At 73.8% G+C, this 12876-nt stretch carries 13 protein-coding genes and 1 tRNA gene; 8 read left to right on the top strand and 6 right to left on the bottom strand.

The genetic code is table 11. The features are described from left to right. The first annotated feature begins 22 nt into the window (after positions 1 to 22). The 4 genes from B056_RS0113540 to B056_RS0113525 all read left to right on the top strand — a co-directional run bounded on the left by B056_RS0113540 (position 23) and on the right by B056_RS0113525 (position 4487). Entirely contained in the window at positions 23 to 1948 is a 1926-nt protein-coding gene (locus tag B056_RS0113540; protein WP_020572481.1) for an MFS transporter, read from the top strand. A 244-nt stretch (positions 1949 to 2192) separates the two neighbouring features. Continuing rightward, a complete protein-coding gene (gene mqnB / locus B056_RS0113535; protein WP_018502407.1) occupies positions 2193 to 3134 on the top strand; it encodes a futalosine hydrolase in 942 nt (313 codons plus the stop codon). 38 nt (positions 3135 to 3172) lie between these two features. After that, entirely contained in the window at positions 3173 to 4084 is a 912-nt protein-coding gene (locus tag B056_RS0113530; RefSeq protein ID WP_018502406.1) for a 1,4-dihydroxy-6-naphthoate synthase, read from the top strand. Positions 4085 to 4136: 52 nt separating this feature from the next. After that, positions 4137 to 4487 carry a rhodanese-like domain-containing protein gene (locus B056_RS0113525; protein WP_026239668.1) on the top strand — a complete coding sequence of 117 codons (351 nt, stop codon included), beginning with the start codon at positions 4137 to 4139 and terminating at the stop codon, positions 4485 to 4487. A 67-nt stretch (positions 4488 to 4554) separates the two neighbouring features. On the opposite strand, the gene purS is transcribed toward B056_RS0113525, so the two are convergent. Continuing rightward, positions 4555 to 4812 (bottom strand): phosphoribosylformylglycinamidine synthase subunit PurS, encoded by a 258-nt coding sequence (gene purS / locus B056_RS0113520; RefSeq protein ID WP_026239667.1) that lies wholly within the window; start codon positions 4810 to 4812, stop codon positions 4555 to 4557. Positions 4813 to 4870: 58 nt separating this feature from the next. On the opposite strand from purS, the gene larE reads away from it, so the two are divergent. Beyond that, on the top strand, positions 4871 to 6331 hold the full coding sequence (larE, locus tag B056_RS0113515) for an ATP-dependent sacrificial sulfur transferase LarE (RefSeq protein ID WP_018502403.1): 1461 nt from the start codon (positions 4871 to 4873) through the stop codon (positions 6329 to 6331). Between the two features lie 45 nt (positions 6332 to 6376). Here the strand turns inward: larE and B056_RS0113510 are convergent, their stop codons facing one another. Next, positions 6377 to 6604: a hypothetical protein gene (locus B056_RS0113510; RefSeq protein ID WP_018502402.1), complete on the bottom strand. Its 228-nt coding sequence runs from the start codon at positions 6602 to 6604 to the stop codon at positions 6377 to 6379. Positions 6605 to 6996: 392 nt separating this feature from the next. Here B056_RS0113510 and B056_RS0113505 point away from each other — a divergent pair, with 392 nt between their 5' ends. Then, a complete protein-coding gene (locus B056_RS0113505) occupies positions 6997 to 7395 on the top strand; it encodes a cold-shock protein (RefSeq protein ID WP_018502401.1) in 399 nt (132 codons plus the stop codon). 131 nt (positions 7396 to 7526) lie between these two features. Here the strand turns inward: B056_RS0113505 and B056_RS43600 are convergent, their stop codons facing one another. After that, the gene (locus tag B056_RS43600; protein WP_018502400.1) at positions 7527 to 7691 is read right to left on the bottom strand and encodes a hypothetical protein; all 165 of its coding nucleotides are present in this window, start codon (positions 7689 to 7691) and stop codon (positions 7527 to 7529) included. A 267-nt stretch (positions 7692 to 7958) separates the two neighbouring features. Between B056_RS43600 and B056_RS0113495 the strand changes: the two genes are divergently transcribed. Next, positions 7959 to 9884: a protein kinase domain-containing protein gene (locus B056_RS0113495; RefSeq protein WP_018502399.1), complete on the top strand. Its 1926-nt coding sequence runs from the start codon at positions 7959 to 7961 to the stop codon at positions 9882 to 9884. 44 nt (positions 9885 to 9928) lie between these two features. Here the strand turns inward: B056_RS0113495 and B056_RS0113490 are convergent, their stop codons facing one another. Then, positions 9929 to 10732 (bottom strand): TetR/AcrR family transcriptional regulator, encoded by an 804-nt coding sequence (locus tag B056_RS0113490; protein ID WP_018502398.1) that lies wholly within the window; start codon positions 10730 to 10732, stop codon positions 9929 to 9931. 182 nt (positions 10733 to 10914) lie between these two features. Between B056_RS0113490 and B056_RS0113485 the strand changes: the two genes are divergently transcribed. Further along, positions 10915 to 11685 carry an HNH endonuclease family protein gene (locus B056_RS0113485; RefSeq protein ID WP_018502397.1) on the top strand — a complete coding sequence of 257 codons (771 nt, stop codon included), beginning with the start codon at positions 10915 to 10917 and terminating at the stop codon, positions 11683 to 11685. A gap of 132 nt (positions 11686 to 11817) precedes the next feature. On the opposite strand, the gene B056_RS0113480 is transcribed toward B056_RS0113485, so the two are convergent. Together B056_RS0113480 and B056_RS0113475 are read right to left on the bottom strand one after the other, a co-directional pair. Next, positions 11818 to 12150: a DUF6458 family protein gene (locus tag B056_RS0113480; RefSeq protein WP_018502396.1), complete on the bottom strand. Its 333-nt coding sequence runs from the start codon at positions 12148 to 12150 to the stop codon at positions 11818 to 11820. 549 nt (positions 12151 to 12699) lie between these two features. Further along, positions 12700 to 12782: transfer RNA gene (locus tag B056_RS0113475), tRNA-Leu, on the bottom strand. Positions 12783 to 12876 lie beyond the last annotated feature (94 nt).

Raw genomic sequence — 12876 nt, 5'->3', positions numbered from 1 at the left:
ACCGGCGAGGACACTCGGCAGAGTGAAGCCGGGAAGCACGCTCACTGAAGGACTCCACCGCCTGCGTGCGACCATTCGCCGCGACGGCGCGCAACAGTCCGGGCTGTCCTCGCTGACCGAGTTGTCATTCGTCAACGCGGCGGGCGACGCGCTCGTAACGGTGGCGCTGGCCGGCTCGCTGTTCTTCGCGGTGCCGACCGGCGAGGCCCGGTCGAAGGTGGCGCTCTACCTCCTGATCACCATGGTGCCGTTCGCCCTGCTGGCACCGGTCGTGGGGCCGTTGCTGGACCGGGTGGCCTACGGGCGGCGCACCGCGCTCGCGGCCATCTGCCTCGGGCGGTGCCTGCTGGCCTGGCAGCTCGCCGGCGCGCTGGACGGGCTCGCGGTCTACCCGCTCGCCCTCGGCCTGCTCGTCCTGTCCCGGGCGTTCGGCGTCGCCCGCAGCGCCGTCGTGCCGCGGGTGACGCCACCGGAGATGACTCTGGTCAAGGTCAATTCGCGGATCTCCCTGGTCAACATCGTCGCCGGCTCGATCGTCGCCCCGGTCGGCCTCGGGCTGGCCAACATCCCGTTCGTCGGCTATCCGTGGGTCCTGCGGGTGTGCGCGCTGGTCTACATGGCCGGGGTGCTGCTGGCCTTCAACCTGCCCGGCCACGTCGACTCGGCGGCCGGGGAGCGGACGCTGCGCGAACTCACCGGCCCACGCCGGCGGGGCAGCCTGCGCACCCGGTTCGCCGCGGCGCTCGGGGCGCTGCCCGTGGCGCTGCGGGCGACGCTGGTCCTGCGCGGACTGGTGGGCTTCCTCACCTTCTACCTCGCCTTCCTGCTGCGGACGAACGGCGGCAACAACCTGTGGCTCGGCGCCCTCGCGGCGACGGCGGGAATCGGCAGCGGAATAGGCGTTCTCATCGGCGGGCGGCTCGGGCGCCGGCGCCCCGAGGGAATCCTCATGCTGGGCCTGCTGCTGGCGGCGGGCGGATGCCTGGTCGCCGCGGTCACGTACACCCGCCTGACCTCGCTGGTCGCGGCCCTGCTGGCGATGACGGCGGGCTCGATGGCCAAGCTGGCGCTGGACGCCATAATCCAGCGCGACATCGTCGAGGACACCCGGGGCTCGGCCTTCGCCCGCTCCGAGACGGCGTTGCAGCTCGGCTGGGTGACCGGCGGCGCGTTCGGCCTGATCGAGATGCCCGGCACGCTCGGTTTCGCGCTCGCCGCGGCGGTGGTCGGGCTGGCTCTCGTCCTGCAGTCCCGGGCGTTGCGGGAGGCCCGGCGCCAGGCCCGCGAGCGCCACCAGCCCACGACCCGGGAGACCACCGGCCACCCGGCGGCCGACTACGCGGCAGCCGACTACGCGACGGCCGGTCACGCTGTCGCCGATCCCACAGGGACCGACCCCACCGCGGTCGGTCCCCCACCGGTCAGCCCCGCGCCGGCGGACCCGACAGCGGTCGGCCCCACGGCAGCCGTCACCCCGACAGCCGTCACCCCGACAGCGGCCGGTCCCATGGCTGTCGGCCCGACAGCGGCCGGCCCGGCGGCGGCCGATCCCACGGCGGTCGGCCCGGCGACGGGTGCGGGTGCGGTGCCCGCCGGTTCCATGAACGGCTGGTACGCCCCCGATCCGCGGGCCGACGTCCCGGTCAGTTGGCGGGGGCCCGGCGGTGGGCAGTGGGCCGGCCGCGATCCCGACGCCACGAATCCGCTGGGGCACCCGCCCGTCCCCACACCGGCTGCGGCCGAGGGCACTGGCGGCGCGCACGGCCCGGCGCCGCACCTGCACCATGCCTACCAGCAGCCCTACCAGCGGAACTCCGAGCAGCCGGGGGTGGCCGGGCCGCCGCCGCCCGGCGGGGCCGCCCCGGCGGTGCCGCGGACGCTGGAGGATCCCGACCCCCCGGACGGCTCCGCCCGCCGCGGCCGCTGGCGCCACGACCGGTCACGATGAGCCGCCGCGCGGCGGGCGGCCCACCACGCCCGGGGATTACCGTGAGCGGCAACTCACAGCGGGTGCGCGGAACCACGGAGGGTCGATCGCGGTGCTAGGGTCCGTCAACTAAGTCCGGTTTGCACCACATCACAGGGATCGTGCCGTCACCTCGCCGTCCGGCACGGTGGCCTGGTCGCAGACCGGCGCCCCAACGGCGCGACGGAAGACGAGGACACGTCCAAACCATGATCTTGAGCAGGTCATGACCCGCACCCTCATCGTCACCGCGGTGAACGCCGAGGCGGACGCGGTGTGCGCCGGTCTGATGGGGAGCTGGTCGCGCGGCCGCTCGCGCACTCCGTCCGGGCCCGGCGGCCTGGTCTCGCCCGACTGGGACCGGCAGTTGCTGACCACCTCGACCCTCGGGCCCTACGTCGGACGCCGACGCGGTCCGGTGACGGTCCTCGCCGCCGGCCCGGCCGGTCCGGCGTCCGCGGCCGGGACGGCCGTCGCCCTGTCGGTCGCGAGCGCGGCCGGCGAGCCGTTCGGGCTGGTCCTCTCGATGGGGATCGCGGGCGGCTTCCGCGGCTGGGCCGAGATCGGCGACCTGGTGATCGCCGACCGGATGGTCGCCGCGGACCTCGGCGCCGAGTCCGGCCTCGACGAGCCGGCCGAGGCGGCCGCCCCGGTCCGGGTCAACGAGATGGACCGCAACCTGGGCTTCCACCCGGCGGGGGCACCCCCGCACCAGCCCGGCCCACCGCCCGGCCCGGTGGCGGCCGGTGCCTTCCTGACCATGGACGACCTCGGCCTCGGCTCGTCGACTCTGCAGCCCGACGCCGATCTCGTCCGGCGGCTGACGGCCGTTCTCGACATCACCGGGCGCAGAATCGTCAGCGGAACCGTCCTCAGTGTGTCGACCGTGACCGGGACGGAACGGCGGGCCGCCGCGCTCACCGCGCGGCTCGATCCGGTCGCCGAGGCGATGGAGGGGTACGCCGTCGGGATCGCCGCGGGCGCGTTCGGTGTTCCGGCGACGGAGATCCGCGCCATCAGCAACCCGGTCGGGCGCCGGGACCGCACGGCCTGGAACACGCAGGCCGCCCTGGCCAGCCTGCGCACCGCCGCGGCGGCGCTCGTGGCACACCCGGAGGGCCTGGTACCCGCCCCCCGCGCGGAGAAGGATTCGGGGCCGACGGGCTAGCCCGGGCCCCCGGGAGGCAACGGACCAGGAGGTCGCGCATGAGCACGCCGCCGATCGGGAGCAAGGCCATCGGGAGCGAGAGCGGAGCACCGACCTCGGCCGGTCCGGCGACGGACCGGCTGACGCTCGCCATCTCGCCGTGCCCGAACGACACCTTCGCCTTCCACGCGCTCATCCACGGGCTGATCCCGGGCGCGCCGGCGGTGTCGACGACCTTCGCCGACATCGACGTACTGAACGCCCGCGCCGCAGACGGCCGGGACGACCTGGTCAAGGTCTCCTACGCGGCCCTGCCGTGGCTGCTCGACCGCTACTCGCTGCTCAGCGCCGGCAGCGCGCTCGGCCGCGGGTGCGGGCCGCTCGTCCTGACCGCCGGGCGAACGGACCTGCGCGGCGCCTCGGTCGCCATCCCGGGCACCCGCACCACCGCCTACCTGCTGTTCCGGCTGTGGGCCGAACAGCTCGGCGTCGGCTCGACCAGCGTCGTGCCGTTCGACCAGATCATGCCCGCCGTCCGGGACGGCCAGTACGACGCCGGGCTGGTCATCCACGAATCGCGGTTCACCTACCCGTCCTACGGGCTGACCGCGGTGGCGGACCTCGGTGACTGGTGGGAGGGCCGGACGGGGCTGCCGATCCCGCTCGGCGCCATCCTGGCCCGGCGCGAGCTCGACACCTCCGCGCTGGCGGCCGCCGTGCGGGCCAGCGTGGCCGCGGCCTTCGCCGACCGGGCCGCCAGCGCGTCCTTCGTGATCGAGCACGCGCAGGAGATGGCCCCCGAGGTCGTCGACGCCCACGTCGAGCTCTACGTCAACGACTTCACCCTCGACCTGGGCGACGAGGGCTTCACCGCCGTCCGGGAGCTGCTCGGGCGCGCCGCCGCCGCCGGGCTCGTCCCGGAGCTGCCCGCCGGCGCCCTGATGGCCACCGCCCTGGCCACCGACGGGTAGCCAGCGCCACGCCGCATCCGCCGAGCCCCGCGGCGGGTGGCAGGATGGCGCTGTGAGTCCCCAGCAGATACCGACCGTGAACGTGACGGAGCTTCCCGTCAACCTCCCCACCGAGGGCGGGCCGCTGCTCGTCGACGTGCGCGAGCCCGACGAGTGGGCCGCCGGTCACATCGACGGCGCGGTCCACATCCCGATGGGCGACTTCCTGGCCCGCATCGGCGAGGTCCCCCGGGAGCGGGAGATCGTCGTGGTGTGCCGCTCCGGCAGCCGCTCGGCCGCCGTCACCGCGCACCTGGCCCGTGAGGGCTGGCAGGCCCGCAACCTCGTGGACGGGATGATGGGCTGGCAGGCCGCCGGCCGCCCCATGGTCAGCGAGACCCCGCTCGCCCCCACCGTGCTCTAGAACGCGCGCTGAACCGCTCGGGTGGGGCCGCGGGGCCGCGGCTCCACCCGAGCGGCTTCCGCCCGGGCTAGTCGACCCGGGCTGACTCCACCCGGATGACGTAGTCCTCGATCACCGGGTTCGCCAGCAGCGTCGCGGCGAGGTGCTCGATGCGCGTCAGCGCCTCGGCGTCGGCCTCGCCGTCCAGGTCCAGCTCGAAACGCTTGCCCTGGCGCACGCCGCTGATCCCGGCCACGCCCAGGCGCGGCAGCGCCGTGAGCACCGCCTGGCCCTGCGGGTCGAGGATCTCCGGCTTGAGCATCACATCCACCACAACCCTGGTCACACCCGCGGACCCTACCGGCTTTCGGCGGCTCGTCCGCCGGGCTGGTTAGGCTCGCCGGGTGTCCCCCTGGAGAACATCCACCCTGGTCGTCGGTTTCGACCTGGACATGACCCTGCTGGACGCCCGCCGCGGGATCGTCGCCACCTTCGCCGTGCTGGCCGCCGAGACCGGCGTCGCGATCGACGGCGAGGCCGCCGTGAGCCGGCTCGGCCCCCCGCTCGAGGAAGAGATCGCCCGCTGGTTCCCGGCGGACGAGGTGGCCTCGCGGGCCGCCCGCTACCGCGAGCTCTACCCGGTGCACGCGGTGCCGCTCTCCGTCGCGATGCCGCACGCCGCAGCGGCCGTCGAGGCGGTCCGCGACGCCGGCGGACGGGTGGTGGTCGTGACCGCGAAGAGCGAGCCGCTGGCCCTGATCAGCCTGGAACACATCGGGATCACGGCCGACCACGTCGTGGGCTGGCTGTTCGCCGAGACCAAGGGCGCGGCGATCGCGGAGCACGGCGTGGACGTCTTCGTCGGCGACCACGTCGGGGACGTCCGCGGCGCGCACGCCGGCGGGGCCACCGCCGTCACGGTGCCCACCGGCCCCTGCCCGCCGGACGAGCTGGCCGCGGCCGGGGCGGACGTCGTCCTGCCCGACCTGGCGGCCTTCCCGGCCTGGCTGGCCGACGAGGTGCTCCGCCGGCGCCTGGACACGCTGCGCGCCCGGCTGGGCGAGCTCGAGTCGGTGCTGGTCGCCTTCTCCGGCGGCGCGGACTCCGCCTTCCTGCTCGCCGCCGCCGTGCGGGAGCTCGGCCCCGACGCCGTGGTCGCGGCCACTGCCGTGTCGGCGTCCCTGCCCGCGGCCGAGCTCGACGCGGCCCGCCGCTTCGCCGCCGGGCTCGGGGTGCGCCACCTGTTCCCGGCGACCGACGAGATGAGCCACGAGGGCTATCAGGCCAACGGCTCCGACCGTTGCCACTTCTGCAAGTCCGAGCTCGTCGACACCCTGACGCCGCTGGCCGCCGAGCTGGGTCTGGCCCAGGTCGCGACCGGCACCAACGCCGACGACGCCCGGGCCGGATTCCGGCCCGGCATCGGCGCGGCGGCCAGCAGGGGCGCGCGCACACCGCTGCTGGACGCCGGTCTGACCAAGGCCCAGGTGCGCGCCACATCCCGGGCCTGGGGGCTGCCCACCTGGGACAAGCCCGCGGCGGCCTGCCTGGCCAGCCGGATCGCCTACGGGGTGCGGGTCAGCCCGGCCCGGCTCGCCCGGGTGGAACGGGCCGAGACGGCGCTGCGGGTGGCCACGGCGGCCGCCGGCCTGCCCATACGCGACCTGCGGGTGCGTGACCTGGGGGACGTCGCCCGGATCGAGGTGGACGCCGACCACGTCGCCGCGCTGGCGGCCCGCCCTGATCTGGTCTCGGTGGTCGTCGAGTCCGGGTTCGCCCGCGCGGAGGTGGATCCCCGGGGCTTCCGGTCCGGCTCGATGAACGAGCTCCTGCCCGCCCCCGGGCGCCAGACCGAACCGGTCTGACACCCGGGGGGGGCCGGTCCGACACTCGGGCGCGAGGCCGGCGCCTCAGAAGGTCGGGGCGCCCTCACCCTGCTGCCGGGCGCCCCGTTCGACGTGCTCGCGGTAGGCGGCGGCCTCACTCGGCGACGCCGTGAGGCCGTCGGCCTCCCGCATCGCCGCGGCGTCGGTGGTACCTCCGTCGGCGTGCGCGTTCTCGTCGCGGCGACGGCTGTCCTCGGCTTCGGCGAAAGCGTCCGCGTCACGGAAGTCGAGATCACGGTCGGGCTTCGACATGGAGCTCACTCCTCGAACGATCGATTCTTTCTGGTTGCGCGTTGTGTGCTCCTGCTGGTGCGTCCGCTGGTGCGCGCCGTGTGCGCTTGTGTCCGGCGGCGCGACCGTTGCGAGACACGCGCACGGCGGTCCTGCCCCGGATGCGTCTTCTGTAACGTCCCGGGACGCCGGAAGAACTCGCCTTACCGGACAGACGGTTCATATTCCGCAGGTGACCACGAACTGTCCGGTGTCGGACGAACATCGGCATGGTCATCCGGGGACGATGTCGGGCCCCGGCCACGCGGTGTCATCGTCCGCGAAGGGGCTACACATGGCGCGGGCGCCGGATAGCCTGGGAATCCGTCACCGCGTGTCAATCCACCGATCCGCAACGCAGAACGAGGTCGCCCGTGCCCACCGGCAAAGTCAAGTGGTTCGACGTCGACAGGGGTTTCGGTTTTCTCAGCCGTGATGACGGCGACGCCGACGTCTTCGTCCACAAGGCCGCTCTGCCGTCCGGTGTGGATCGTCTCAAGCCCGGCGATCGGGTCGAGTTCGGCATTGCCGCCGGTCGGAAGGGCGACCAGGCGCTCTCACTGCGCATTCTGAGCGCGCCCCCGTCCGTTGCCAAGGCCGCCGCGAACGCCTCGCGGCGCAGCCCCGACGAGCTCCACAGCATGGTCGAAGACATGATCAAGGTCCTCGACGACGTCCAGCGTGACCTGCGTCGCGGGCGCTACCCCGACCGCAAGGCGGCTCAGAAGGTGGCCAAGGTCGTCCACGCGGTCGCCAACGAACTGGAACGCTGAACAGCGGGCAAGGTCACGCAGCGCCAACCCCACGGGCCCGGCCGCGCAGGCCCGGCCGAAGCGAGTTGCGCCAGCGGCGTATGGGGCCGACTCAGGCAACTCGCTTCGACGGAGTGGCGAGTCGGGGGCGGTCAGGCCCGGGGGTCGGTCGGCGGGGTGATCGTCACCCGGCGTCCACAGCCCGCGCAGACCGCGCCCACGGCGCCGGGCTCCTCGTCCGAGGGCACCAGGTGCGCCAGCGGCACCGGGCCGGCGCACCAGGGGCAGTCCAGCCACGGCCCGGCAATCTCGGTCATCAGGGGCGCTCCCGTCCGGGCTGATCGGTCGTCGGTGGTGGCGGCGCGCGGGGGTGTCGCGAGGCGGACTGGTCCGGAGCGCACCGCTGCGCCGCCCGCTCTGGTATCGACGACTCTGACACCGACGACACCGACTCGCCGGGCGTTTCCGCGCCGTGGCCGGAGAATCCGGCCAAAGCTTCGGCACGCGCGGGGCCGTCGCCACGTTGGTGCAGACTGCGAACAGGCGTAGAGCCGCGCCCCGGGCACCGAAGGCGGAACACCATCGTGGATCACAACGGGGAACGCGTCGCTCCGGCGGCGCGCGGGCAGCCGGGTGGCATGGCGCCACCCGGTGAGATCCTGCACCCGCACGAACCCCGTGTGATCGGCCCGTACCGCCTGCTGCGCCGCCTGGGCGCGGGCGGGATGGGGACGGTGTACCTCGCCGAGTCCGCCGGCCGCCGGGTCGCGGTGAAGGTCGTCCGGCCGGATCTGGCCGCCGACGAGGAGTTCCGGCGCCGGTTCCGCCAGGAGGTCGACGCGGCCCGGCGGGTCGCGCCGTTCTGCACCGCCGAGGTGCTGGACGCCGACCCCGACGCCGCCGCCCCCTACCTGGTGACCGAGTTCATCGACGGCGTCCGGCTCGACCACGCGGTGGAGAACGGCCCGATCAGCGGTTCGACGCTGACCGGGCTCGCCGTCGGGGTGGCCACCGCGCTGACCGCGATCCACGGCTCCGGTCTCGTCCACCGCGATCTCAAGCCGAGCAACGTACTGCTGTCGATGTCCGGCCCCCGGGTGATCGACTTCGGCATCGCCCAGGCGCTCGAGGGCGCCAAGGCGAAACCCACCGCGTGGGGCTTCGGGTCCGCCGGCTGGATGGCGCCCGAGCAGGTGAACGGCCAGGCCATCGGCCCGGGGGCCGACGTGTTCACCTGGGGCATCCTGGTCGCCTACGCGGGCACCGGCCACCACCCGTTCGGCACCGGGACGGACCTGGAGCTCAGCACCCGCATCGTCGGTTCCCATCCGGCCCTGGACGGCCTGCCACACGACCTGAAGGCGCTGGTCGCGGCGGCCCTCGCCAAGAACCCCGACGCCCGCCCGAGCGCCCGGGACCTCCTGCTGAACCTGATCTCGCTGCCACCCACCCGGTCCGGCGACGGCCGGGACGACGGTACCGGGCAGCCGAGCGCCAGCGCCGTCGGCCAGGCCGAGGAACTGCTGAACCTCACCCGGGGAACGACCCTGCCCGGCCTCACACCGACCCGGGTCGCCCCACAGCCGTCCGCCAGCAGGGCCGCCGCGGCCGGGCCGGCCGGCGCGGCCGGTGTGGCCGTTCCGGCGCCGGCCGGCGCACCGGCCTTCTCCGGAGCACCTGGAGCCCCCGGATCGGCCCGTGGGCCGGTGCCCGTCGGCGGCCCCGCGGGCTTCGGGCCCGCCGCCCCGCGCCCCGCGGGTGCCGGCCCCGGGGCACGCCCGCCCGCGCAGGGCCCGTATCCACCCGCGCAAGGCCCGTATCCATCCGCGCAGGGCCCGTATCAGCCCGCGCAAGGCCAGCACTCATCCGTGCAGGGCCCGTATCCGCCCGGGCAGGGCGGCCCCTATCCGCCTGTACCCGCCGGCCCGGCCGGTGGCGGGGCACCCGCCCCCCACCAGTCCCGCTCCACCTGGCACCGCGTGCTCCTGTTCGGCGCGGCCGCGCTCGTGGTCGTCCTGGCAGCGTGGCTGATCAGCTCGGTCGCCGGCGGTTCGGACGATCCGGGAGCGCCCGCGGCGAACGGCGACCGGACCGCGCCGTCCCAGCAGCCGACGATCCCGCGCAGCGGGGGCCTGAACACAACGGTCCGCGACGACCAGCTCGAGTTCGTCGCGAGCACGCTCAGTTGCGGCAAGAAGCAGCTCGGTGACAACTTCCTGGCTCCCCACCCCGACGGCCAGTTCTGCCTGGTCGACATCAAAATCACCAACGTCGGCACGGCCGAGCGGACGCTGAGCAACTCTGACCAGTACCTGCGCACCGTGGACGGCGACCGCCACGCGGCCGACTTCTGGTCCCGCCTCTGGCTCCACGACGACGTGTGGAACACGATCGCACCCGGCGCCACGGCCACCGGCACCATCGTCTTCGACATACCGGTGGACGCGAAGCCCCAGGATCTGGAACTGCACGAGCGCCCGGAGAGCCAGGGCGTCACCATCCGGCCGTAGCCGCCAGAGCAGCCGTGGCGGCCCAGGAGCGTCGGGCCTCAGGGTCAGACGAGTGGCCGGGCCGCCACCGAGATCGCGAGCGCGTCGAACGGCATCGGCTCCACGCCGAGGACGGCGTTGCCGGAGCAGGGCCGTAGGCCGTCCAGCAGGAGGTCGAGGTGGCGCCGCCAGGCCTCGGGCGCGAACTCCTCGGTCAGGTCCAGCACGACCCGCATCGACCGGACCAGCACGATCAGGTCGGAGAGCACGACGTCCGACCGCACCGCCCCGGCCTGCTGCGCCCGGGTGAACATCTCGCCGATCAGCGGGACCACATCGGCGAACAGCAGCTCGTTGGTCCGCCCGCTCCACAGCCGGCTCGACAGGAACGCCCACTGACAGACCTCGGTCGTGATCGACCGGATGAAGAAGGACCGCAGCGCCGCCCCCGGCGGCTCGGTGGCCAGGACGTTCGTGGCGATCGAGCGCAGATGGTCGACGACCGTGCCGAGGATCGCCTCGATGAGCGCGTCCTTGTTCGGGAACCGTCGGTACAGCGTGCCCATCCCGACGCCGGCCCGCTTCGCGATCTCGTCGACGCCGACGTCCAGGCCCTGCTCGACGAACAGTTCCCGGGCGGCGGCGAGCACCCGCTCCCGGTTGCGTTCGGCGTCGCGGCGCAGCGGCCGCGGCGAGCCCGCCGGCCGGGAGACCGCCCTCGGGCCTGCCGGCACGGGCTGCACGGGAAGCGAACTCAGATGCCGGGCGGGCGCGGTCTCCGTACCGGCCCGGCGTGCGAACACCGGCTCGGCACCCGGCCGGCCCAGATCATGGTCAGTCGTCCCGCCACCGGTCGGCCCCCCGTACATGCCAGAACACTGTATGGGTATCAACCGGCCCAGCCGGCCGTTTCCCGGGGCTCATCTGACGGGACCGGACACGGCTTCGCATCGGCGCAGGCTACGGTGGCCGTCACGGGTGGAAACGGCCGTAGACGGACGGAGCCGGACGTGACAGCGGACCGGCCACGCCGAGCAGATCGGGGACAACAGTGGGCAAGAGCACGGCCGGCGCGGCGCGCGGAAGGCCGGTCCGCGTCGCCGGCGCCCTGTGCGCGGTCGCGATCGTCCTGCTGGCGGGCGGATGCGACGAGGTCCTCGACGCCACGGCGGGAGATCCCACCGCCGCGCCCGCGCCCGACAGCGGCGGGGTGGGCGCCGGCGCCCCGGCCGGCGCCGGTTCGGCCCTCGAGATGCTCGGCACGCTGCAGATCCGGGCGGAGGACAACAACCCGCCCTACCGACGTGACGAGTTCGGGACGGCCTGGAGCGACGTCGACCACAACGGCTGCGACACCCGCAACGACATCCTGCACCGGGACCTGCGCAGCATCACCACCCGCAGTAACGACGACTGCATCGTCCTGACCGGCGAGCTGCGCGACCCGTACACCAACCGGATCATCCGGTTCGACCGCGGGCGCAACTCGTCGGCCGTGCAGATCGACCATGTGCTCCCGCTGGCCGACGCCTGGCGCACCGGCGCGCTGGAATGGACCGACCAGGAACGGCTCGGCTTCGCGAACGACCCGGAGAACCTGTTCGCCGTCGACGGCCCGACCAACCAGCAGAAAAGCGACAAGGACGCCTCCGAGTGGCTCCCGCCGAACCCGGGCATCCGCTGCGCCTACATCGCCCGCCAGGTGGGGCTGAAATCCCGCTACGGCCTCTGGGTCGAACAGGCCGAGGCGGACGCGATGCGCCAGGTGCTGCAGTCCTGCCCGCAGCAGCCACCACTCGGAACGACCGCGGCCGCCGGCTGAACACCACGCACCCGTCCTGAGCACCGCAAGCTTGTCCTTTGAGCACCGCACGCTTGTCCTAAGTACCGAAAACCCGTCCGGCCGGCACCCCGCCACTGCGCGGGGTGCCGGCCGGACGGCGATCAGTCGTGGTCAGCGCACCGGCGGGTACCCGGTGCGACCGTCCACCTCATAGTCCGCCGGGACGTCCACCTGCCGGGTGGTGCGGCGCTGCACCCGCAGGGCCTGGGTCGGGGGCTCCTCGTACGCCCCGGCCTCGGGGTAGACGTCCACATCCGACCGCGTCACGAGGGCACGCCGCCGCCGGGGCGCGAACACCGCGAGCTCAAGAACGAGCCCGACCGCCCCGGCCAGCATGAGGATGATCCCGACGACCGCGATGTCGAGCCCGGAGATCGACACGTCGACCGCGAACGTGAGGATCGCGCCGAGCGCCATCAGGAATACTCCGGCACCGATTCCCATTCCGTTGCTCCCTCCGTGGGCCTGTCCGGCGGAGGACGCTGACGAGGTGACCTCCGACCTTCGTGATCGGGGTCGGAGTACCCGGTAAGCCGACCGGTACGCATCCCGACGTGGGAGACATTCCGGACCACCACCGGTCCGCTCTCCCCCGACACCCGCCCGGCCCCACTCCGCGCTGGTCAGCGCAACCACCCGCGCTCCGCGCGATCCACGGCCCACCAAGCCAAAACCGGCCAAGAAAGATCCAGCCCCCCGGCGACGAAGCGGCCCACAGCGCCACCCAGAAGCCGAAGAGATCCCCGAGGCCGAGCGAAGCGAGCCCACCCCCCGCAAGCCTTCCCAAGCCCCCCGAGGCCGAGCGAAGCGAGCCCGAGCCCCAGACGACCACCCCACCCGAACGACCAACCGCCAGGGCCCCGCGCTCAGAAAGCCGAAACGCCCGGGGCCACCGCCCCCCAGCCCTCCGAGGGCCCGGGGGTCGCCCCCCGGAAAACATTGCGGCCCGCCGCGCAACCAACCAACGGTTGGTAAGCACGACGGGCCGGCTCGTGGGCGAGGGGGGAGTTGAACCCCCACGTCCGTTAGGACACACGGACCTGAACCGTGCGCGTCTGCCATTCCGCCACTCGCCCGAGTGGGACTATCTCCTTGCCGTGGGACACGCTATCACGCCACAGGCGGTACCTTGCGCACCCCCCCGGCGGGCCCCGGGGGCATGTCAAGCTG

It is taken from the genome of Parafrankia discariae, assembly GCF_000373365.1.
GTDB classification, from domain to species: Bacteria; Actinomycetota; Actinomycetes; order Frankiales; family Frankiaceae; genus Parafrankia; species Parafrankia discariae.
The sequence above is the reverse complement of the archived record's forward strand: the minus strand, read 5'-3'. Positions and strand labels throughout refer to the sequence as shown.